This is a genomic window from Streptomyces sp. NPDC087906 (assembly GCF_055584925.1).
Genome location: NZ_JBVJLC010000017.1, coordinates 1 through 21,501, shown reverse-complemented (window position 1 = coordinate 21,501; position 21,501 = coordinate 1). Strand labels below are relative to the sequence as shown.

The following is a 21,501-nucleotide window of genomic DNA, read 5'->3' as shown; positions in this document are numbered from 1 at the left end:
CCGTCCGGCTCGGATACGACGGACGACTCCTGTGCGGGGGCGGGTTCCCGAACCACCAGCGGCTCGCCATCGGCACTCGGCTCAGCCACGACGGCTCGCGCCCCTTCGGCTCGCGGCGCCGAAGCGCCCGAGGATTCCTGGGCAGCGCGCGGCTCCGAAGCCGCGGGCGGCTCGGACACCACGGAGGGCTCAGGCCCGACACGGGACTCCGGAACAACCGACGACGCAGCCGCAACGGACGGTTCCTGGTCGGCAGCCGACTCCGGTCCGCCGGCGGGCCCCTGCTCAGCTCGCGGCCCCGGAGCGACGTGCGGCTCACGCACAAGCGCTGGCTCAGCGCCGACGGGTCCGGCGGCCGGCGCCTGTTCGGCCCGGGGCTCCGGTGCCCCCGGCTGCTCGGGCGCGGTGGACGACTCGGTGACGGCCGGTGCCCCCTGGGCAGGCGGCTGCTCGCCGACAGCGAGCGTCCCGGACGCGACGCGGCCCTCGGCCCCGGCTCGCACTCCCGTAGTGGCATGCCCGTCGGGCACAGGCGTTTCCTGAGCCGCTTGCGGCTGCGGAGCCACATGTGGCTGGGGCACGGCGGACGATTCGCCTTCGGCCTGCGGCGCCGGAGCGACGGGCGATCCCTGGACGGCCGAAGGCTCCTGGGTAGTTGACGGCTCACCGACGGCTAGCGGCTCAGGCACAGCGGACCGCGCCTCCCCGGCTCGCGGCTCCGGGGCGACGTGCGGCTCACGCACAAGCGGCGACTCGGTGACGGCCGGTGCCCCCTGGGCAGGCGGCTGCTCGCCGACAGCGAGCGTCCCGGACGCGACGCGGCCCTCGGCCTCGGCTCGCACTCCCGTAGCGGCATGCCCTTCGGGCACAGGCGTTTCCTGAGCCGCTTGCGGCTCGGGAAGGCGCGGCTCCTGCTTCGGTCGCCGTGCCTGATCGGCTCGCGGCTCCGAGCCGATCTGCGCCGCCGGAACGGCAGGCGGCTGCTCGCCGGCAGCATGCGCCTCGGGCGCGGGTGTTTCCGGCACGACGGGCCGTTCAGGATCGGCCGACGGCTCTTGAGCGGCCGGCCGACCAGCCGCGACACGACGCTCCTGGGCAGCCGCCGACTCCGGCTCGGGGGGCGGCTCCTGCTCCCCTCCCGGCTCCGGGGCGGTCGGCGCCGGGGGCTCGGTGGGGGCCTTGCGGCCCCGGCGGCGGGGTTTTGGTGTCGGGGTGTCAGGTGTGGTCGGGCGCTGGGCTTGCGGGGTGCCCTGGTCGTTCGAGTCCACCGCCTGATCCGTCACGGGCCACGCTCCGTCCGCCTGCGCACGAGCCGAGCCCGGCGGGTATCCGCGCGGGCGGATCGAGCCTAGTTCACTCTCTGCGACGGGTCGGTGGGAGCGCGGCCGGTACGTCCCCCGATCGGATCAGCAGTTTGTCGGATCAGGGACGCATTCGGTTCAGGTCAGGACTCGAACGGCCGCGCCGGCCACGGCGCCTCCGCCGCCCGCAGCGCGTCCAGGCCCTCGCCCGCCAGCGCCGCCGACAGCGCCAGGACCCCCGTCACCAGGCAACTGTTGTGCAGCTCGCCCGCGAGTACGCCCCGGACGAGATCGGCCAGCTCCACCCGCGCGACCTCCATGTCCGCCTCCTCCTCGGCGACCTCGAAGCGGTCGCCGTCCGCCTCCGAGAGGTCGCGGGCGAGGAAGACCCGGACCGCCTCGTCGGAGCCGCCGGGCGAGGTGTAGATGTCGGCGAGTACCCGCCACTCCCCCGCCTTGATGTGCGCCTCCTCGTACAGCTCGCGCTGCGCCGCGTGCAGCGGGTTCTCGCCCGGTACGTCGAGCAGCCCGGCCGGGATCTCCCACAGCTTGTGCCGTACGGGGTGGCGGTACTGGCGCAGTACGACGACCCGGCCCGCGTCGTCGTACGCGAGGATCGCCACCGACCCCGGGTGGACCTGGTAGTCGCGCGTCGCGACGGAGCCGTCCGGCATGACCACGTGGTCCGTGCGGACGCTGGTCTTGTTGCCCTGGAACGGCGTCGCGGTCCCGGTGACGCGCCATTCCTCGGCGGCATCCTTGATGGTCATGAAAGCGTCCTCCCACACAGCGGCCACGCACCGCGGCTCACCCGAACCGAACACAAACGGAAAACCGGGGCACCGGCCCTGAAGGGCCCGTACCCCGGCTGCCACCGTATCGTCCGGCCGTGACCGGCTAGCCGGCCGTGCCGGACACGCCGTCCGCGACGGACGCGTCGGCGCCGGACGCGACAGACGCGTCACCCTTCGCGCCCTGCTGCCGCTCCACCGCCGCCTTCACCAGCCCCGCGAACAGCGGGTGCGGCCGCGTCGGCCGGGAGCGCAGCTCCGGGTGGGCCTGGGTCGAGACCAGGTACGGGTGCACGGCGCGCGGGTACTCGACGTACTCGACGAGCTTGTTGTCCGGCGACGTGCCCGAGAAGACCAGGCCCGCCTTCTTCTCCAGCTCGGCGCGGTACGCGTTGTTCACCTCGTAGCGGTGCCGGTGGCGCTCCTCCACGTACGGCTCGTCCGCGTACGCCTCGCGCACCAGCGAGCCCTCGGCGAGCTTCGCCGGGTACAGGCCGAGCCGCATCGTGCCGCCCAGGTCGCCCGCGCCTTCCACGTAAGCCAGTTGCTCCTCCATCGTGGAGATCACCGGATGCGCCGTGCCCGCGTCGAACTCCGTCGAGTTCGCCTCGGGGATCTCCGCGAGGTTGCGCGCCGCCTCGATCACGACGCACTGGAGGCCGAGGCAGATGCCGAGCAGCGGGATCAGGTTCTCGCGCGCGTACTGGATCGCACCGATCTTGCCCGTCACGCCGCGGTCGCCGAACCCGCCGGGGATCAGCACCCCGTCGACCCCTTCGAGCTGCCTGGCGGCGCCCGCCTGGGTCTTGCAGTCGTCGGACGTGACCCACTTGACGTTCACGCGCGCCTTGTTGGCGAAGCCGCCGGCGCGCAGCGCCTCGGTCACCGACAGGTAGGCGTCCGGCAGGTCGATGTACTTGCCGACGAGTGCGACGGTGACCTCGTGGTCGGGGTGGTGGACCCGGTCCAGCAGATCGTCCCAGACCGTCCAGTCGACGTCCCTGAACGGCAGGTCGAGCTTGCGCACGACGTACGCGTCGAGGCCCTCCGTGTGCAGCACCTTCGGGATGTCGTAGATCGACTTGGCGTCGATCGCCGCGACCACCGCGTCCTCGTCGACGTCGCACATCAGCGAGATCTTGCGCTTGATCGAGAGCGGCACCTCGCGGTCGGCGCGCAGCACGATCGCGTCGGGCTGGATGCCGATGCTGCGCAGCGCGGCGACCGAGTGCTGGGTCGGCTTGGTCTTCAGCTCGCCGGACGGGCCGATGTACGGGAGGAGCGAGATGTGTACGACGAAGACGTTGTCGCGGCCCACCTCATGGCGTACCTGACGCACGGTTTCCAAGAACGGCTGGGACTCGATGTCGCCGACCGTGCCGCCGACCTCGGTGATGACGACGTCCACGTCGTCGGTGGCCATCCGGCGGATGCGGTGCTTGATCTCGTTGGTGATGTGCGGGATGACCTGGACCGTGTCGCCCAGGTACTCGCCGCGCCGCTCCTTGGCGATCACCGTCGAGTAGACCTGCCCGGTGGTCACGTTGGCCGCGCCGTCGAGATCCACGTCCAGGAAGCGCTCGTAGTGGCCGACGTCCAGGTCGGTCTCGGCGCCGTCGTTGGTGACGAACACCTCACCGTGCTGGAACGGATTCATCGTGCCGGGGTCGACATTGAGGTAGGGATCGAGCTTCTGCATCGTGACCCGCAGCCCACGCGCCTTGAGCAGCGCACCCAGGCTGGAGGCGGTCAGGCCCTTGCCGAGGGAGGATGCGACACCCCCGGTGACGAAGATGTGCTTGGTCGTCGAGGATGTCGAGGATCGGTTCGGCATGGCCAAGAGGGGGCTCCCGTGGTCGCGGTCTGGAGTGCGTACCGGCCGCTTCCGCGCGCCGTCCTTGCCGGAGGTGCGGGGGCTGCCGTCGCTGCGGGTTCGGGGCCCCTTGTGCGTCGCAGGGAGACCACCGGTCCACGGGCTACCAGGGTATCAGCGACAAAGGGAGGCCGCTTCCGGCCACGCGTCGCCGCGTCTGTCCCTATCCGTACCCCTGCTCACCCCTGGCTCACCCGTTCGGCGGCCTCATGTTGCCGGGAGCGTGGCGCGGAACTACGAGGTGCGTCGTAAGCTGCTCGGACACTCGCTGCCGAGTCAGGCCGGAAAAGGCATCACCCCCGCCCGTATTCCCGGAACAAACAGCTCGTCAACGACCCTTTTCGTCGCAGTAAGCGCCCCTCGGGGCGAACGTGGCCGTTCGACTGGAGATGCACGTGGCCGGGCGCATCGAGGATTACGCACTCATCGGAGACATGCAGACCGCTGCCCTGGTCTGCCGGGACGGCACAGTCGACTGGCTGTGCCTGCCCCGCTTCGACTCGCACGCCGTCTTCGCGGCCCTTCTGGGGACCGACGAACACGGTTTCTGGCGGCTCGGGCCGGCGTACCCGGCGGGTGCCAACCCGCCGCGCGCCGCGCGCCGCCGCTATGTCGGGGACTCGCTGGTCCTGGAATCGGAGTGGGACACGCCGCGCGGTTCCGTGCGCGTGACGGATTTCATGCCGCCGCGTGACGGGGCCCCGCAGGTCATCCGCATCGTGGAAGGCATAAGCGGCCGGGTGCCGATGCGCTCCACGCTGCGGATGCGGTTCAGCTACGGGCGCGTGACGCCCTGGGTGCACAAGGTCGACAACCGCACGGTCGCCGTCGCGGGACCCGACTCCGTGTGGCTGGACACCGAGGCGGAGACCTACGGCAAGGACCTCACCACCTACTCCGACTTCACGGTGGCGCCGGGCGACCGGATCGCCTTCACGATCAGTTGGCAGCCCTCGCACCGCACGCCGCCCGCGCTGCCCGACCCCGAGGGGTCGCTGGAGGCGACGACGGACTTCTGGCGCGAATGGGTCGACCAGTGCACGTACCACGGCCCCTACCGGGAAGCCGTCGTCCGCTCGCTGATCACGCTCAAGGCGCTGACGTACGCCCCGACGGGCGGCATCGTCGCCGCGCCGACGACGTCCCTGCCGGAGGAGATCGGCGGGGTACGGAACTGGGACTACCGCTACACCTGGCTGCGGGACGCCGCGATCACGCTCTCCTCGCTGCTGCGCACCGGCTACCGCGAGGAGGCGCGCGCCTGGCGCGAGTGGCTGCTGCGGGCCGTCGCCGGCGACCCGGAGAACCTGCAGATCATGTACGGCATCGCCGGCGAGCGCGAGCTGGGCGAGGCGGAGCTGGACTGGCTGCCGGGCTACGAGAGTTCGGGCCCGGTCCGGGTCGGCAACGGCGCCGCGCACCAACTGCAGTTGGACGTGTACGGAGAGGTGACCGAGGCGCTGCATCTGGCGCACATGACGGGACTCGCCCGTAACGACTACGCATCTCTTCTCCAGCTCAAGCTGATCCGCTACCTGGAGAAGCACTGGGACCAGCCCGACGAGGGCATCTGGGAGGTGCGCGGCCCGCGCAGGCACTTCGTGCACTCCAAGGTCATGGCGTGGGTCGCCGTCGACCGGACGATCAAGCTGATCGAGTCGGGCGACGCGGACGGTCCGCTGGAGCGCTGGCGGGACCTGCGGGACGACATCCACCACGACGTGTGTGAAAAGGGTTACGACAAAGAGCGCAACACCTTCACGCAGTCGTACGGCTCGAAGGAGCTGGACGCCTCCCTGCTGCTGATCCCGCAGATGGGCTTCCTGCCGCCCGACGACAAGCGCGTCATCGGCACGATCGAGGCGATCCAGCGCGAGCTGTCGACGGTGGACGGCTTCGTGATGCGCTACCCGACGGCGGGCGAAGAGGCGGGCCTGGACGGTCTTGAGGGCGACGAAGGCGCCTTCCTGGCCTGTTCGTTCTGGCTGGCGGACGATCTCGCGATGATCGGCCGCGTCGACGAGGCCCGCAAGCTGTTCGAGAAGCTGCTGACCCTGCGCAACGACCTGGGCCTGCTGGCCGAGGAGTGGGACCCGCGCCTGAAGCGCCAGGTGGGGAACTTCCCGCAGGCGTTCAGCCATGTGCCGCTGATCGACACGGCACTGCGGCTGACGGCTTCGGGCGCGTACGGCGGCTGACGCCCGCAGGCGGCTGTGTGCGGCACTTCGGGCTGAGGTGCCGCGCAGGGCGGGGCGCCCGGTAGCCTCCGGCCCATGGACGAACAGGGCGGAATCACCGTGCGGCGGGCGCTGGAGCTGCCGGGGTTGCGCAGCGGGCTGCCGGAGGTCGTGGCCTGCGGGGACCGGCTGGAGCGCCGGGTGCGCTGGGTGCACGCGGGTGAGGTGCCGAACATCGCTTCGCTGCTCAAGGGCGGCGAGCTGCTGCTGACCACGGGGCTCGGCCTCGGCACCCGGCCCGCCGAGCAACGCGCGTTCGTCCGCAGGCTGGCCGAGCGCGGCATCGCCGCCTTGGTGGTGGAGCTGGGGTCCCGGTTCGACCGGCTGCCCGCCGCGCTGGTGGAGGCGGCGACGGCGGCCGGGCTGCCGCTGGTGCAGTTGCGGCGCGAGGTGCCGTTCGTCGCGGTGACCGAAGAGGTGCACACCGAGATCGTCAACGGGCACTACGCGCTGCTGCGGCAGGCCGACGAGGTGCACCGGCGGTGCACGGAGGCGCTGCTCGACGGCGGCGGCGCGCCGCAGGTGCTGCGGATCCTCGCCGACTTCGCGGGCAATCCGGTCTTCCTCGAAACCGCCGACGGGCGGCTGCTGTACGCGGCGGGCGCGGGCGAGGCCCCGGCGGGCGCGGAGCCGCTGCGGGTCGATCCGCTCCAGGTCTGGGAGGGGCTGCGCGGCCAGCGCACGGCCCGCGCCGCGGGACCGCCCGCCGACACCGTGCTGGTGGACGTGGCGGGCGGCGGCCAGGGCGCGGGCGGCGTACGGGCCCGGCTGGTGCTGCCCGCCGTGGCCGGGCCGCCGCTGCCGGTGCACCGGATGGCGGCCGAGCGCGCGGCGGGGCTCCTGGCGGTCGTCCTGATGCAGGCCCGCCAGGAGGACGAGCTGGCGGCGCGCGGCCGTGGTGACTTCCTCACCGATCTCGCGGAGGGCCGCGTCGGGTACGCGGACGCCCCCGCGCAGGCCAAGGTGCTCGGCTTCCGGCCGGGCGAAGGGCCGCTGCTGCCGGTCGTGATGCGGCTGGCGGCCGAGCCCGTACCGTCAGGCAACTGGGCCGTGCTGGCCCGCGCGGTGCAGGAGGAGCTGTCGTCGCTGGGCATGCCGGTCCTGCTCGGTGTGCGCCCGGTGGAGGGCCGGGTGCCGCTGCTGCTGGGACTGCGCCAGGAGTCGGACCGCACGGCCGTCGCCGACCGGGTCGCTGTCGCGCTGCGGGCGGGAGTGGCACGGGCCGGCCTCGAACGCGGTGGCACGCGGCCACCGGTCGTCGTCGTGGGCGTACCCGGCGGCTGGGCGGCGGCGGGCGGCGGCCTGCGGCACGCCGGCGAAACGGCCGCGGCGGCCGAGGGCCTGCCGGACCGGCCGTGGTACGACGCCCGCCGCCTGGACATCGACCTGCTGCTGTGGCGCCTGCGCGACCACCCCGACCTGGCCGCGTTCGTGGACCGCGCGATCGGCCCCCTGCGCACGCACGACGCGTCGTCGCGCCCGGCGCTGCTGCCGACGCTGGAGACGTATCTGGCGCACGCGGGGCGCAAGGCGGAGACGGCACGCGAACTGCGCCTGAACCGGCAGACGCTGTACAACCGGCTGGCGAGGATCGCGGAGCTGCTGGGCACGGACCTGGACGACCCCGAGACGGTCCTGGCCCTGAGCCTCGCGCTACGGGCGCGCAGGCACGCGCCGTAGTCCCGTCGCTGCGGTGTCGCCGTCCGGCGGGGTTCGGTTGGCGTGTCTGGGTTGCGGTTGTCGTTGCCCGTGCCGGGTTCCGGGGCCTCCGGAGGGGGGTGTCCGGACTGCGGTGTCGCCGTCCGGCGGGGGCGGCCGGGGTGCGGTGGTTGCGGCCCGCTTGTCGTCTGCCGGGTTCCGGGGCCTCCGGAGGGGGGTGTCCGGACTGCTCGATCGCTAGAACTCCTACGCTTTACGTCCGGACACCCCCCTCCTGCGGCCCCGGCCCCCTCCCCCCGGCGGTCCCATGCACCTGTCCACGTGCGCGCGGCTTGCGGGGTGCGTTCGGGCCCGGGGCCGCGTCCCTGTCGTGGACGCCCGGCCCCTTGCCGCCGGTGGTCGGGAGCACCCCATCCGGGCCCGGGGGCTGAAGGGGGTCGTGCAGGGGTGGTGTCCGGAGCGTAAAGCGTGATTTGCGGCGCATGTCCGGGTCCACCTCGCGTCAGAGGCGCACGCGCCGTAAATCGTGCAGCGCAGGACACGACCCCGGAACGGCCACCGGCGACCACCGCAACCAAGACCCGCAACCCCCGCCGGACGGCGACACCGCGCCGGACGGCGACACCGCGCCGGACGGCGACACCGCGACTACGCGAACGACCAAGGTTGCGTCAACTCGTCGTACACGCTCAGGATCTGGGCGATCGTGTCGTCCTCCGTCGGCCACGTCGCGGCCTGGGCGCGGCCCGCCGCGGTCAGTTCGTGGCGGCGGCGCGGGTCGGCCAGCAGGCGCAGCACCGCGCGGGAGAGCGCCGCCGCGTTTCCGTACGGGACGAGTTCCGCCGCCTCGCCCACGAGTTCGGGCACCCCGCCGACCGCCGTGGCGACCAGCGGTACTCCCAGCCGCAACGCCTCCTGCGCGAGGACGGAGCGCGCCTCCCAGCGGCTGGGCAGTACGGCGACGTCGGCGGCGGCGAGCAGTTCGCTGACGTCGTCGCGTCTGCCGATCAACCGTACCGGCAACTCGTCCTCTTCGATGCGCCGTTGCAGCTTGGCGCGCTCCCGGCCCTCGCCCGCCACCGCGAGCAGCGGCGCCGGGTCGAGCGTGCTCCAGGTGTTGGTCGCGTCCAACAGCACGTCATAGCCGTGGTGCGGCACGAGACTTCCGACCGCCATCACCAACGGTCGCTCCACCGCGCCCAGTTCGGCGCGGGCCTTGCTCTCGGAGCCGCCCGCGCCCGCCCGGGGCGCCGGTACGGCAAGCGGTGCGAGCCGGGCGTCGCGCGCTCCGCGCTCACGGGCGCGGTCGACGAGACCCGACGACGTGCCCAGCACAACGGCCGCCGCTCGTACGGCTCTTCGCTCCAGCAGCCGCAGCACCTGGCCGCGCGCGCCCTCGTCGAGGGCGCGGGTGTGCCAGGTCACGACGAGCGGCACCCGGCGGCCGCCGAGGGCGAGGGCGGTCCGTACGGCGGCGTGCAGTCCGTGCGCGTGGACCACGTCGGCGCCGACGCAGGCCACCCGCAGCGCGGCGACCGACGCCGGGTCGCCGGAGCGCGGTACGGGGATGTGCCGCGCCCCGGCGCCCCGGAAGTCGTAGGCGTCGTCCAGTTCGGCGGGGGCACACACCGTCACGCGCACGCCCCGGGCGACGAGTCCCGCCGTCAGCGACCGGACGTGCGCGCTGCTGCCCGCACTGCCTCCGCCCAGCACCTGGACCGTACGCAGTTGTGTCACGTGGCCAAGGCTCCTGGATCGGGGGCGGGCTGGGGCCGCCGCGGCGGGGGTGCGCCGCAGCGGGTCTGCCGTCAAGGATGCCAGCCCGTACGCACGTTCCGGCACCGAGGAGGTGGCGTTCTTGCGTCCGCCAGCGCGATATCGGCCCGTTGAATCACTCACCCGGGTGAAGGCTCCGCAGATTACGCGTCGGCGCGTGCCGTCGCCAGGAGTTCTTCCGCGTGGGCCCGCGCCGTCTCGGAGTCCTCCTGGCCGGCCAGCATCCGCGACAGCTCCCGCACCCGGTCCTCGCCCTCCAGGACGGTCACTCCCGAACGCGTCACCGAACCGTCGTTGGTCTTCTCGACCAGCAACTGCCGGTCGGCGAAGGCGGCGACCTGCGGCAGGTGCGTCACGACCACGACCTGCGCCGACTTGGCGAGCTTCGCGAGCCTGCGGCCCACCTCGACCGCCGCCTTGCCGCCGACGCCCGCGTCGACCTCGTCGAAGAGGTACGTCGGCACCGGGTCGGAGCCCGCGAAGACCACCTCGACGGCGAGCATCACGCGCGACAGCTCACCGCCCGAAGCGCCCTTGGCGATCGGCCGGGGCTGGGCGCCCGGGTGCGGGGCGAGCAGCAGTTCGACCTCGTCGACGCCGTGCGTGCCGTACGTGACGGCGCGCCCGCCGACCTCGATGCCGGACGTCTCGTCCGCCGCCTCGGTCTGCCGGATGTCGAAGGAGACGCGGGCGTGCGGCATGGCCAGCGACGCCAGTTCCGCGGTGACGGCTTCGGCGAAGCGATCAGCCGCTTCCGTACGGGCGTCGGTGAGCGCCTGGGCGAGCCCGGACAGCTCGGCGCGCAGCGCGTCGCGTTCGACGGTCAGCTCGCCGATCCGGTCGTCGTCGCCCTCCAGCTCGGTCAGCCGGGCGGCGCTCTCCTGCGACCAGGCCAGGACTGTGGCGATGTCCTGGCCGTACTTGCGGGTCAGCGCGGAGAGCGCGGCGCGGCGCTCCTCGACGGCGCCGAGCCGCAGCGGGTCGGCGTCGAGGTTGTCGGCGTAGCTGGCGAGTTCGCCGGCCACGTCCGAGAGCAGGATCGAGATCTCGCCCATCCGCTCCGCGAGCCCGGCGAGCGCCGGGTCGTGGGAGCGTACGGCCTCCAGAGCGCGGCCCGCGCCGCCCACCAGCGTGGTGGCGTCGACGCCCTCCGGGTCCTCGGGGTCGCCGGCGAGCGCGCCGTGCGCGAGGGCCGCAGCCGACGCCAGCGCCTCCGCGTTGCCGAGCCGCTCGGCCTCGGCGGCGAGTTCGACGTCCTCGCCAGGCAGCGGCTCGACGGCGGCGATCTCGTTGAGGCCGAAGCGCAGCAGATCGGCTTCCTGGGCGCGCTCCCTGGCGCGGGTCGTCAGCTCGTCGAGTTCGGCGACGACGGCCCGCAGCCTGCGGTAGGCGGCCAGATACTTCGCGTGCGGTCCGGTGACGGCGTCACCCGCGTACCGGTCGAGGGCCTGGCGCTGCCGGGCGGGCCGCAGCAGGCCCTGCTGGTCGGTCTGGCCGTGTACGGCGACGAGGTCGTCCGCCAGCTCCGCCAGCATGCCGACGGGCACGGAGCGGCCGCCCAGGTGCGCCCGTGAGCGCCCCTCGGCAGAGACGGTCCTGCTGATGAGCAGCGCACCGTCCTCCAGCTCGGCCCCCGCCTCCTCGGCGCGCAGCGCCGCGGCCGATCCCGCGGACAGCGTGATCCGCCCCTCGACGACCGCCGCCTTCGCGCCGATCCGTACGAGCGTGGGATCGGCGCGTCCGCCGAGCAGCAGCCCGAGGCTGGTGACGACCATGGTCTTGCCGGCGCCCGTCTCACCGGTCACCGCTGTGAAGCCGGGTGACAGCTCCACCACAGCGTCGTCGATGACTCCGAGCGACCGTATCCGCATCTCCTCCAACACGGTCATGACCATACGAGGTCCGGGCCCCCCTGTGCGACGGACCCCACCCCCCGATCGGCCGGGCTCCCGCAGGACGGCGCCGGCCGTACCGGCTCCGACCTGCGGGAGCGCCGCACGCCCGGGGTCAGTTCGGGGCTCCGCGCCAGCCGGAAACCGGCAGGGCGAACTTGGCCACGAGCCGGTCCGTGAACGACGCGTGGTGCAGCCGCGCCAGCCGTACGGGGACGGCGCCGCGCCGTACCTCGACCCGGGCCCCCGGCGGCAGCTCGACCGTTCTGCGCCCGTCGCACCACAGGACGCCCTGCGGGGTGTCCTGCTGCACCTCCACGGCCAGCACCGTCGTCGGGGAGGTGACCAGCGGCTTCGCGAACAGCGCGTGGGCGCTGATCGGGACCATCAGCAGCGCCTCCACATCGGGCCAGACGACCGGGCCGCCCGCCGAGAACGCGTAGGCCGTCGACCCGGTGGGGGTGGCGCAGACGATGCCGTCGCAGCCGAAGCCGGTGACGGGACGGCCGTCGATCTCCAGGACGACCTCCAGCATCCGCTCGGGGGACACCTTCTGCACGGCCGCCTCGTTGAGCGCCCAGTCCCGGTGCACGACGGCGCCGTTGATACGTACGACGACGTCGATCGTCATCCGCTCCTCGACCTCGTAGGCGCGGGTGACGACCCGGTACACGACCCGGTCAAGGTCGTCGCGCTCCGCCTCGGCGAGAAACCCGACCCTGCCGAGGTTGACGCCCAGCATCGGGACGCCCGAGGCGCGGGCGAAGGCGGCGCCGCGCAGCAGCGTCCCGTCGCCGCCGAGCACGATCAGCAGCTCGCAGCCGTCGAGCGCCTCGGGGGTCGCGTCGGGGACCGTCTCCACGACGGAGCCCGACAGCGGCAGGTCGGCCGCCTCGGCCTCCAGGACGCGTACCCGCAGTCCGTTGCGCACCAGCCCGTTGACGACCCGCTCGGCACTGCGGATCGCCGCCGGTCTTCCGGTGTGCGCCAGCAGGAACACGGTGCGGTCTGCGTTCGCGGTCAACGGGGTCCCTCCGCCACTGCACGGTCGACGTCCGCCGGATCGAGTGCGGGCGCTCCGGCGCTGAGCCACAGGAAGTACTCGACGTTCCCCGAGGGGCCGGGCAGCGGGCTCGCCGTGACCCCCCGTACGCCGAGGCCGAGTTCGGCGGCCTTCCCCGCCACGTTCTTCACGGCCGAAGCACGCAGCTCGGGACTGCGTACGACACCGCCGCTGCCGAGGCGCTCCTTGCCCACCTCGAACTGCGGTTTGACCATCAGCACCAGATCGGCCTCGTCGGCCGCGCAGCGCACCAGCGCGGGCAGCACGAGGCCGAGCGGGATGAACGACAGATCCCCCACGACTACCTCCACAGGCACTCCCCCGATCAGGTCGAGCGTCAACTCACGTACGTTCGTACGGTCCTTGACGGTCACCCGTTCATCGCTCCGCAGCGACCAGGCGAGTTGTCCGTATCCGACGTCCACGGCGACGACGTGTGCGACGCCGGCCCGCAGCAGTACGTCGGTGAAGCCGCCCGTGGACGCACCGGCGTCGAGGGCGCGCCTGCCGCGTACGACGAGGCCGAGCGGCTCGAACACCGCGAGGGCGCCCGCGAGTTTGTGGCCGCCGCGCGAGACGTAGTCGGGATCGCCGTCGTCCTCGGTGACGACGACGGCCGCGCTGGTCTCCACCTGGGTCGCGGGTTTGGTGGCCGTGTTGCCGCCGACGGTGACCCGGCCGGCGGCGATCAGCGCGCTCGCGTGCTCGCGTGAGCGGGCGAGGTTGCGGCGTACCAGCTCGGCATCGAGACGGCGGCGTGCCAGTCCTGCCACGTTCGGTTCAGCTCCTGTGGTCGTACGTGAACGAGGCCGGCGAAGGCGAAGACGACGCTGCCGGCGCCGGGGGGCCCGGGTGCGCCGGGCGCGCGTCGAGCGCCGTCAGGGTGTCGCGCAGGCCCCTGTGCACATCCTCGTACACCTCGACATGGCCCTCGGCGGGCAGGTGGTCCACATCGTCGAGCCGGGCGAGCTGGCCGTCCACATCGGCGTTGCCCGTCGGGGTCCGCACCACCCCCAGGGGCCGCGGTTCAGGGTCGTGCGGGCCGTCGCCACCGGCCGTTCCCGCCATCGAGTCGCTCATGCCACGACGCTACCCCGAAGGGGTGGGGTACCGTCGATCACGATGGCGACGAAGGAGGAGTGCCGTGGCGCACTCGACAGGCTCTCGGACAATCTGGCAGGGGCGGACGGAAAGGTTCGCGACGCTGCCGGGTTCGACCGATCTTTGAGCTGCCACATCACGGATCTGGACATCACCTTCACGGGCCGGCTGACGGACGGCCGTATCGAGGTGGCCGACACCCGGCCGGGCCCGCCGCGCGAACCGGCGCAGATCCGGCTGGCGATGGCGGGCGACGACCTGGTCGCGCTGGTCGACGGTGAGCTGAACTTCGTACGGGCCTGGGGTTCGGGGCGGGTCAAGCTGGATGCGGGCTTCCGCGACCTGCTGCGGCTGAAGTCGCTTCTCTAGTCGCTTCTCCGGGACTGCCCAGTCACTTCTCCGCTCACTTCTCCGGGGCGTTCACTTCTTCGGAACTGTCGGCAGGGCTGCTTGACCCGGTCCCCGGCTCCTGGCGCGGCGGCCTGCGGGGACCACCAGCGGCGTACCCGTCTCGGGGTCCTCGATGACCTGGCAGCGCAGCCCGAACACCCGCTCCACCAGCGGCGCCGTGACCACTTCCGAGGGCGGCCCCTCCGCCACGACCGCCCCGTCGCGCATGGCGATGAGATGCGTGGCGTAGCGGGCGGCGTGGTTCAGGTCGTGCAGGACGGCGACGAGCGTGCGGCCCGCCGTCTCGTGCAGTTCGGCGCAGAGGTCCAGCACCTCGATCTGGTGCTGGATGTCCAGGAAGGTGGTGGGTTCGTCGAGGAGCAGCAGCGGGGTCTGCTGGGCGAGGGCCATCGCGATCCAGACCCGCTGGCGCTGTCCGCCGGACAATTCGTCGACATAGCGATCGGCGAGATCGTCGATACGGGTCGCCGCCATCGACTCGTGGACCGTCCGCTCGTCGTCGGGCGACCACTGCCGCAGCAGCCCCTGGTGCGGGTAGCGGCCACGGGCGACCAGGTCGGCGACGGTGATGCCGTCGGGCGCGACGGAGGACTGCGGCAGCAGACCGAGGGTCCTGGCGACCTTCTTGGCCGGCAGCGAGTGGATGGCGGCGCCGTCGAGGAGCACCCGCCCCTCGGACGGCCTGAGCATCCGGGAGAGCGCACGCAGCAATGTCGACTTGCCGCAGGCGTTCGGTCCGACGACCACGGTGAAGGAGTGGTCGGGTATCTCCACGGACAGATCGCGGGCGATGATCCGCCGGTCGTAGCCGAGGGTCACCGATTCCGCGGTGAGGCGCTGCATGGAAGGAGCCTTAGCGGTCGGGGGTGTTGTCGGGTCCACCGGAGCGGGCGGGGCCGGCGGGTCCGTGGGGGCCGTGGGGGCCGTGGGGGCCGTCATCTGCGTACCGCTCTCATATGCGTCCCGCCTTGCGTTCGGTGACCAGCAGCCAGAGCAGGTAGCAGCCGCCGAGCGCGCCCGTGACCACCCCGACCGGCAGCTCCCGGCCGCCGAACGCGTTGGTGGCGACCCAGTCGGCCGCCAGCAGCAGTACGGCGCCCATGAGGGCGGAGGCGGCGAGGTTGGGTCCCGGCGCGCGGGTCAGCCGGCGGGCCAACTGGGGCGCGCTGAGCGAGACGAAGGCGATCGGCCCGGCGGCGGCGGTCGCGGCGGCCACGAGCAGCGCCGCCGCGCCCATCAGCAGCACCCGCACCCGCTCGACCGGTATGCCGAGCGCGTACGCCGCGTCGTCGCCCATCTCCATCACCCGCAGCGGCCGGGCGTATCCGACGACCGGCGGCGCGAGCACGGCGCAGAGGACCAGCAGCGGCCAGAACTGCGCCCAGTCGCGGCCGTCGAGCGTGCCGGTCATCCACAGCACGGCCCGCGTCGCGTCGTTCAGATCGGCCTTGGTGATCAGGTAGTAGTTGACGGCCGTGAGCATCGCGGCGACGCCGACACCGACGAGCACGAGCCGGTATCCGTGCACCCCGCGCTGCCACGCCAGCAGATAGATACCGGCGCCGGTCAGCAGACCGCCGGCCAGCGCACCGGCCGAGACGGCCGCCGCGTCGCCGTGGAAGAGCACGATCACGCCGAGCGCGCCGACGGTCGCGCCCTGGCCGAAGCCGATCACATCGGGGCTGCCGAGCGGGTTGCGGCTGACGGACTGGAAGACGGCCCCGCCGATCCCGAGCGCCCCGCCCACCAGCAGCCCCACGAGCACCCGGGGCAGCCGCAGGTCACGGACGATGAACTCCTGCGAGGCCGTGCCCTTCCCGACCAGGGTGGCCACGACGTCGCCCGGCGACATCGCGAAGTCGCCACTGCCGATCAGGACGACCCCGGCGGCGAGCGCCGCCACCGTCAGCAGGAGAAGGACGAGACAGGACCGGCCGTCGAACCGTACGGACAGTCCACCGGGCGTACGGATCACCCGTGTCGGCGCGCTCACAACTGGGCCATCCTCTTGCGGCGGACGAGGTGGACGAAGACGGGGCCGCCGACCAGCGCGGTGACGATGCCGACCTGCAGTTCCGAGGGCCGGGCCACGACCCGGCCCAGCACGTCGGAGCCGAGCAGCAGCACCGGCGCGAGGACCGCCGCGTACGGCAGGATCCAGCGCATGTCGGGGCCCGTGACGGTACGGACGAGGTGGGGCACCATCAGCCCGATAAAGACGATCGGCCCGCACGCGGCGGTCGCCGCCCCGCACAGCAGGGTGACGGAGAGCATCGCGAGCACGCGCGTACGGGTCAGCCGCGCGCCCAGGGACCGTGCGGTGTCGTCACCCAGCTCCATGGCGTTCAGCGGGCGGGCGATCAGCAGCGCGAGCAGCACACCGGCCGCGATGAACGGCCACACCTTGCCGACGGTCGACATGTCGGCAGAGGCGAGCGAGCCGACCGTCCAGAACCGCAGCCGGTCGAGCGCGGCCGAATCCAGCAGTTGGACGGCGTTGACGTAGCCGAAGAGCGCGGCGCTCGCCGCCGTACCGGCGAGCGCGAGCCGTACGGGAGTGGCGCCACGGCTGCCGCCGAGGACGTAGACCGCCACGGACACGACGGCGGCGCCGGCGAAGGCGAACCACACGTACCCGGTCAGGGAGGTGACGCCGAGAAAGCTGATCGCGGAGACCACGGCCGCCGAAGCACCGGCGTTGACACCCAGCAGCCCCGGCTCGGCGAGCGGGTTGCGGGTGAGCGCCTGCATCACGGCGCCGGCCAGCCCGAGGGCGGCGCCGACGAGCAGCCCGAGGACGGTGCGCGGCAACCGTACGTCGGTGACGATCACGTCGTTGTCGGTGCCCGAAGCGTGGAACAGCCCGTGCCACACGTCGGCGGGCGAGATCGACTTCGCACCGACGGCGATGCTCGCGACACACACCAGGAGCAGCACGCAGAGAGCGAGCAGCAACCCGGCGGCACGCAGGGTGCGGCGCGCGGGCGGCGCTGCGGGCAGGGGCTCCGCGCGCTGTTCGGAGGGACGGTCGACCAACACGGAAGTTAGGCTAGCCTACCCTGACAAGCCACCCCGGTGAGGGGGCTGCGTGCCTGCTCAGAGCCCCTGCGGGCGGCCCTCCAGCGCGCAGCCCCCGCCGCTCAGAAGCCCAGCTTCGCCAGCACCTTCCCCGCGTCGAGCGTGCAGGAGCCCTCACCGGCCTGCGTCCAGGCAGCGGCGCACAGCGCGCGCAGCCCGTCCAGCGCGGCGCCGTCCCCGTCGAGGACGAACGCGTCGTCGCGCACGGCCGCCGTCCACCCGCCGCAGCCGAACCCGCCGTCGGCATCCGTCACTTCGGGCTGCCCGGTCAGCAGTCCGCGCAGATCCGCGTCCACATACGTCGGCCGGTGCTTGGGCTCGGCGGCAAGAAGATGGGCCGCGTCCGTGACGCCGGTCAGCACGAGCAGCGAGTCCACCTCGCCGTTGAACGCGCCTTCGATGTCCGTGTCCAGCCGGTCCCCCACGACCAGGGGGTGCTTGGCGCCGGTCCGCAGGATCGTCTCCCGGTGCATCGGCGGCAACGGCTTGCCCGCGACCTGCGGTTCGGCGCCGGTCGCGATCCGTACGACCTCGACGGCCGCCCCGTTGCCCGGCGCGATCCCGCGCCCGCTCGGAATCGTCAGGTCCGTGTTCGAGGCGAACCACGGCACACCGCGGGCCACCGCGTAACCGGCCTCGGCGAACCTCCCCCAGGCGAGGTCGGGACCGCCGTACCCCTGGGCGACGGCGGCGGGATCGTCGTCCGCCGACTCCACCGGTTCGAGGCCGCGTTCGCGCAGCGCGACCCGCAGCCCCTCCCCGCCGATGACCAGCACCCTGGCCCCGGCCGGCACCTGCTCGGCGATCAGCCGCGCCACCGCCTGCGCCGACGTGATCACATCGGCCGCCTCGGCCGGCACCCCCAGCTCCGTCAGATGCCCGGCGACGGTGTCCGGCGTCCTGAGCGCGTTGTTCGTCACGTATGCCAGGTGCATCCCCGCGTCCCGCGCCGTGCCGAGCGATTCGACGGCGTGCGCGATGGCGGAACCGCCCGCGTACACCACACCGTCAAGATCGAGCAGAGCCGTGTCGTACGTCTCGTCCAGCGCTTCGGCGCTGCTGCCCGGCCTGGACCTGCCCTGCTGACTCATCCGTCTTCCGCTCCTCGCTCGGGACCATCCCCCAGATCATCGCTCATAGCCGCATCCCACCTACCATGCTCAGATGAAGACGACTGGTCCGGCGCCCGATGGGCTGCGGCTGCTTCCCTTCCGCGGCCTGCGTTACGTCCCCGAACTGGTCGGCAGCCTCGCCGCCGTGACGTCACCGCCGTACGACGTCGTCATCAGGCCGGACGGACTGCAGCACCTCGAATCGGCGGATCCCCACAACATCGTCCGGCTGATCCTGCCGCAGGCGCCGACAGCCGACGAGCGCCACCGGCAGGCGGCGGAGACGTTGGAGCGCTGGCGGGGCGAGGGTGTCATCGCCCCGGACCCGGACCCCGCGCTGTACGTCTACGAGCAGCGCAGGGGCGAGGTGTTGCAGCGCGGGATCATCGGGGCGCTGGCCCTCTCCGAACCGGCGGACGGCATCGTGCTGCCGCACGAGGACGTCATGCCGGACGTGGTGGCGGACCGCGCGGCCCTGATGCGCACGACGGCGACCAACCTGGAGCCGCTGCTGCTGACCTACCGCGGCACAGCTCAGGACACGGGCACCGCGGCGGTCATCGAGCGCACGGTCGGCAAGGCCCCGCTGCTCGCCACCACCACCGAGGACGGCTTCAGCCACCGGCTGTGGTCGGTCACCGATCCCGCCGAACTCGCCGAGATCGCCGCGGACCTGGGCAGCCATCAGGCGCTGATCGCGGACGGCCACCACCGGTGGGCGACGTATCTGCGGCTGCGTACGGAGCACGCGGCGGGCGGACCGTGGAGCTACGGGCTGGTCCTGCTCGTCGACACGAACCGCTATCCGCTGCGGGTGCGGGCCATCCACCGGCTGCTGCACGGCATACCGGTGGCCCGCGCGCTCGACGCTCTCGACGGCGCCTTCCGCGTGCGCACGGTCGAAGGACCGCTACCGGCGGCCCTGGGCGCCCTCGGTGCGGCGGCCGAGGACGGAACCGCGTTCCTGCTCGCAGGGGACGGCCGTTTCCACCTGGTCGACCGCCCGGACCCCGCACTGCTGGCCCGTACGATCCCGGCCGACCGGCCTGCGGCCTGGCGGGAGTTGGACGCGACGGTGCTGCACAGCACACTGCTGGACCACATCCTGCGGATCCCCGACGACCGCGAACATATCGCGTACATCCACGAGACCGACGCGGTGGTCGAGCACGCCGAACGCAACGGCTCGACCGCCGTGCTGCTGCACCCGGTACGCGAGGACGTCGTACGGGACTTGGCCCGCCAGGGCGTCACGATGCCGCGCAAATCTACGTCGTTCGGACCGAAGCCCGCGACCGGTCTGGTGATGCGGAGCCTCACGCTGGACTGAGTGCGGCTGCGGCCGGGCAACGCAAAAGGGCGGCGCCGGAACCCTGTTCGGGATTCCGGCGCCGCCCTCTCGTCGGACTACACGGTCACTTCTCGTCGTCTCCGTCAGCGTCCTCGTCGGCCGCCTCGGCGTCGACGAACTCGATCCCGTCCAGCTCGGCGAGCCGGTCGGACGCGTCCGTCGCCCCGTCCTTGTCTGCCTCGATCGTCTTGGCGAACCACTCGCGTGCCTCGTCCTCACGCCCGGCCGACAACAGCGCGTCGGCATAGGCGTAACGGAGCCGCGAGGTCCACGGATGAATGGCGCTCGACCCCAACTCCGGGCTCTCCAGGGTCACGATGGCGGCATCGATCTGCCCCATGTCCCTGCGGGCGCCGGCGGCGACCAGCCGCATCTCGACCTGGCCGGCCTTGTCGAGCTTCTGCACCTCGGGCTCGCCGGCCATCGCCATCGCACGCTCGGGGCGGCCGAGGCCGCGCTCGCAGTCCGCCATGACGGGCCACAGGTCCACGCCGCCGGTCATCCGCCGCGAGGCCCTGAACTCGGCAAGCGCCTCACCGTACTTCTGCGTCGCGTACGCGGCGAAGCCTGCGGCCTCGCGCACGGCGGAGACGCGGGAGGCGAGCCGCAGCGCGATACGCGAGTACGCGTACGCCTGCTCGGGGTCGTCGTCGATGAGCTGCGCGACCATGACGAGGTTCCTGGCGACGTCGTCGGCGAGGGTCTTGGGCAGGCTCATCAGCTCCTGCCGGACGCTCTTGTCGATCTCGAACCCGGTGACCTCGTCGGGAATCGGCAGCCGCTTGATCGGCTCCCTGTCCCGCTCGCGGTCATCGCGGCGGGTGTAGCCGCCACCACGGCTGTCGTCGCGCCGGTTGTCGTCCCGCCCGCGGTATCCGCCACGGTCCCGATCGTCACGCCGACCGTAACCGCCGCCGCCACCGCCCGTGGTGGGACGGCCGCCGCGATCGTCACGACCGCCGGTGGGACGACCACCGCCGGTCGGACGCCCACCACTGCTGGGACGGCCGCCCGTGCTGGGGCGCCCACCTGTGCTGGGACGTCCGCCACGGTCGTCCTCACGGCGCGGACCACTCGGCCGCTCGTCACGACGCCCGTAACCGCCACCGCTGTTGCTGGGCCTGCTACCGCGATCGTCGCGGCCGCGATCGTCACGGCCGCCGGTGGGACGACCACCACCGGTGGGCCTGCCACCGCCGGTCGGGCGCCCGGAGCTGCTGGGACGGCCTCCGCCGGTGGGACGGCCCCCGGTGCTCGGACGGCCGCCTGTGCTGGGGCGTCCACCACGGTCGTCGTCACGACGCGGACCACTCGGCCGGTCACCTCGGTCGTCACGACGGAAGGAGGGACGGTCGTCGCGCCGGTCGTCACTACGACGCGGCCCGCTGGGACGGTCGTCACGACGCGCGAAACCGCCGCCGGTGCCACCGCTGTTGCTGGGCCGGCCACCGCGATCATCACGACCGCGATCGTCACGCCGAGGACTGCTGCTGGGGCGGTCGTCACGACGGGGGCCACTGGAGCGGGCCCCACGGTCGTCACGACCCCCACGGAACCCGCCCCGGTCACCACTGTTGTCCCGGCGAGGCTGCTCGCGGTCGGGACGATCCTCGGAGGAGTTGGGGGACATGGGTTGAGCTCCTGTCTTCGGGTGACGCAGTCATTCTCGCGCAACCGGCCTTCGGGTGCGCATCATGCAGAAAAGGACAAAACAAAAAAAGGGCCCGTAGCCCAGCGTTGAACGCTGGACCACGGGCCCTTCAAAGATTGTTCGGCGGCGTCCTACTCTCCCACAGGGTCCCCCCTGCAGTACCATCGGCGCAATGAGGCTTAGCTTCCGGGTTCGGAATGTAACC

16 protein-coding genes and 1 rRNA gene are annotated in these 21,501 nt (G+C 72.7%); 4 read left to right on the top strand and 13 right to left on the bottom strand.

Annotated features, from left to right (window positions below; genetic code table 11):
• Nucleotides 1–1,444: 1,444 nt before the first annotated feature.
• Both ACZ63I_RS32685 and ACZ63I_RS32680 read right to left on the bottom strand, forming a co-directional pair.
• The gene (locus tag ACZ63I_RS32685; protein WP_469342960.1) at nucleotides 1,445–2,071 is read right to left on the bottom strand and encodes an NUDIX domain-containing protein; all 627 of its coding nucleotides are present in this window, start codon (nucleotides 2,069–2,071) and stop codon (nucleotides 1,445–1,447) included.
• Nucleotides 2,072–2,198: 127 nt separating this feature from the next.
• Nucleotides 2,199–3,926, bottom strand: coding sequence for a CTP synthase (locus ACZ63I_RS32680; protein ID WP_469342959.1), 1,728 nt, complete (start codon nucleotides 3,924–3,926; stop codon nucleotides 2,199–2,201).
• Nucleotides 3,927–4,354: 428 nt separating this feature from the next.
• On the opposite strand from ACZ63I_RS32680, the gene ACZ63I_RS32675 reads away from it, so the two are divergent.
• The gene (locus ACZ63I_RS32675) at nucleotides 4,355–6,163 is read left to right on the top strand and encodes a glycoside hydrolase family 15 protein (protein ID WP_469343126.1); all 1,809 of its coding nucleotides are present in this window, start codon (nucleotides 4,355–4,357) and stop codon (nucleotides 6,161–6,163) included.
• 75 nt (nucleotides 6,164–6,238) lie between these two features.
• Complete coding sequence (locus tag ACZ63I_RS32670; RefSeq protein WP_469342958.1) at nucleotides 6,239–7,882, top strand: PucR family transcriptional regulator; 1,644 nt, start codon at nucleotides 6,239–6,241, stop codon at nucleotides 7,880–7,882.
• A 627-nt stretch (nucleotides 7,883–8,509) separates the two neighbouring features.
• Here ACZ63I_RS32670 and ACZ63I_RS32665 read toward each other — a convergent pair.
• The 5 genes from ACZ63I_RS32665 to ACZ63I_RS32645 form a co-directional block, all read right to left on the bottom strand.
• Nucleotides 8,510–9,598 (bottom strand): glycosyltransferase family 4 protein, encoded by a 1,089-nt coding sequence (locus tag ACZ63I_RS32665; RefSeq protein ID WP_469342957.1) that lies wholly within the window; start codon nucleotides 9,596–9,598, stop codon nucleotides 8,510–8,512.
• A 182-nt stretch (nucleotides 9,599–9,780) separates the two neighbouring features.
• Nucleotides 9,781–11,532 carry a DNA repair protein RecN gene (gene recN / locus ACZ63I_RS32660; protein ID WP_469342956.1) on the bottom strand — a complete coding sequence of 584 codons (1,752 nt, stop codon included), beginning with the start codon at nucleotides 11,530–11,532 and terminating at the stop codon, nucleotides 9,781–9,783.
• Nucleotides 11,533–11,644: 112 nt separating this feature from the next.
• Complete coding sequence (locus ACZ63I_RS32655; RefSeq protein ID WP_469342954.1) at nucleotides 11,645–12,553, bottom strand: NAD kinase; 909 nt, start codon at nucleotides 12,551–12,553, stop codon at nucleotides 11,645–11,647.
• Nucleotides 12,550–13,365 (bottom strand): TlyA family RNA methyltransferase, encoded by an 816-nt coding sequence (locus tag ACZ63I_RS32650; protein WP_469342952.1) that lies wholly within the window; start codon nucleotides 13,363–13,365, stop codon nucleotides 12,550–12,552. Before ACZ63I_RS32650 ends, ACZ63I_RS32655 begins: the two co-directional genes overlap by 4 nt.
• A 7-nt stretch (nucleotides 13,366–13,372) precedes the next feature.
• A complete protein-coding gene (locus ACZ63I_RS32645) occupies nucleotides 13,373–13,672 on the bottom strand; it encodes a hypothetical protein (protein ID WP_469342950.1) in 300 nt (99 codons plus the stop codon).
• A 42-nt stretch (nucleotides 13,673–13,714) separates the two neighbouring features.
• On the opposite strand from ACZ63I_RS32645, the gene ACZ63I_RS32640 reads away from it, so the two are divergent.
• Nucleotides 13,715–14,062 (top strand): SCP2 sterol-binding domain-containing protein, encoded by a 348-nt coding sequence (locus tag ACZ63I_RS32640; protein ID WP_469342948.1) that lies wholly within the window; start codon nucleotides 13,715–13,717, stop codon nucleotides 14,060–14,062.
• 51 nt (nucleotides 14,063–14,113) lie between these two features.
• Here the strand turns inward: ACZ63I_RS32640 and ACZ63I_RS32635 are convergent, their stop codons facing one another.
• The 4 genes from ACZ63I_RS32635 to ACZ63I_RS32620 form a co-directional block, all read right to left on the bottom strand.
• Nucleotides 14,114–14,947 carry an ABC transporter ATP-binding protein gene (locus ACZ63I_RS32635; RefSeq protein ID WP_469342947.1) on the bottom strand — a complete coding sequence of 278 codons (834 nt, stop codon included), beginning with the start codon at nucleotides 14,945–14,947 and terminating at the stop codon, nucleotides 14,114–14,116.
• A 109-nt stretch (nucleotides 14,948–15,056) separates the two neighbouring features.
• The gene (locus ACZ63I_RS32630; RefSeq protein ID WP_469342946.1) at nucleotides 15,057–16,097 is read right to left on the bottom strand and encodes a FecCD family ABC transporter permease; all 1,041 of its coding nucleotides are present in this window, start codon (nucleotides 16,095–16,097) and stop codon (nucleotides 15,057–15,059) included.
• Nucleotides 16,094–17,104: a FecCD family ABC transporter permease gene (locus tag ACZ63I_RS32625; RefSeq protein ID WP_469343125.1), complete on the bottom strand. Its 1,011-nt coding sequence runs from the start codon at nucleotides 17,102–17,104 to the stop codon at nucleotides 16,094–16,096. Before ACZ63I_RS32625 ends, ACZ63I_RS32630 begins: the two co-directional genes overlap by 4 nt.
• A 140-nt stretch (nucleotides 17,105–17,244) precedes the next feature.
• Nucleotides 17,245–18,273 (bottom strand): HAD hydrolase-like protein, encoded by a 1,029-nt coding sequence (locus ACZ63I_RS32620; RefSeq protein ID WP_469342945.1) that lies wholly within the window; start codon nucleotides 18,271–18,273, stop codon nucleotides 17,245–17,247.
• 73 nt (nucleotides 18,274–18,346) lie between these two features.
• On the opposite strand from ACZ63I_RS32620, the gene ACZ63I_RS32615 reads away from it, so the two are divergent.
• On the top strand, nucleotides 18,347–19,624 hold the full coding sequence (locus ACZ63I_RS32615) for a DUF1015 domain-containing protein (RefSeq protein WP_469342944.1): 1,278 nt from the start codon (nucleotides 18,347–18,349) through the stop codon (nucleotides 19,622–19,624).
• Between the two features lie 85 nt (nucleotides 19,625–19,709).
• Here ACZ63I_RS32615 and ACZ63I_RS32610 read toward each other — a convergent pair whose 3' ends face one another.
• Both ACZ63I_RS32610 and rrf read right to left on the bottom strand, forming a co-directional pair.
• Nucleotides 19,710–20,423 (bottom strand): tetratricopeptide repeat protein, encoded by a 714-nt coding sequence (locus ACZ63I_RS32610; protein ID WP_469343123.1) that lies wholly within the window; start codon nucleotides 20,421–20,423, stop codon nucleotides 19,710–19,712.
• A gap of 991 nt (nucleotides 20,424–21,414) precedes the next feature.
• Nucleotides 21,415–21,501 (bottom strand): 5S ribosomal RNA (gene rrf, locus ACZ63I_RS32605); the annotation flags it as partial.

What these genes read in the sequence shown, in the direction of transcription:
- recN (WP_469342956.1), bottom strand. Translation starts at nt 11,532, where the DNA reads ATGGTCATGACCGTGTTGGAGGAGATGCGGATACGGTCGCTCGGAGTC.
- ACZ63I_RS32685 (WP_469342960.1), bottom strand. Translation starts at nt 2,071, where the DNA reads ATGACCATCAAGGATGCCGCCGAGGAATGGCGCGTCACCGGGACCGCG.
- ACZ63I_RS32635 (WP_469342947.1), bottom strand. Translation starts at nt 14,947, where the DNA reads ATGCAGCGCCTCACCGCGGAATCGGTGACCCTCGGCTACGACCGGCGG.
- ACZ63I_RS32670 (WP_469342958.1), top strand. Translation starts at nt 6,239, where the DNA reads ATGGACGAACAGGGCGGAATCACCGTGCGGCGGGCGCTGGAGCTGCCG.
- ACZ63I_RS32675 (WP_469343126.1), top strand. Translation starts at nt 4,355, where the DNA reads ATGCACGTGGCCGGGCGCATCGAGGATTACGCACTCATCGGAGACATG.
- ACZ63I_RS32640 (WP_469342948.1), top strand. Translation starts at nt 13,715, where the DNA reads ATGGCGACGAAGGAGGAGTGCCGTGGCGCACTCGACAGGCTCTCGGAC.
- ACZ63I_RS32645 (WP_469342950.1), bottom strand. Translation starts at nt 13,672, where the DNA reads ATGAGCGACTCGATGGCGGGAACGGCCGGTGGCGACGGCCCGCACGAC.
- ACZ63I_RS32680 (WP_469342959.1), bottom strand. Translation starts at nt 3,926, where the DNA reads ATGCCGAACCGATCCTCGACATCCTCGACGACCAAGCACATCTTCGTC.
- ACZ63I_RS32615 (WP_469342944.1), top strand. Translation starts at nt 18,347, where the DNA reads ATGAAGACGACTGGTCCGGCGCCCGATGGGCTGCGGCTGCTTCCCTTC.
- ACZ63I_RS32620 (WP_469342945.1), bottom strand. Translation starts at nt 18,273, where the DNA reads ATGAGTCAGCAGGGCAGGTCCAGGCCGGGCAGCAGCGCCGAAGCGCTG.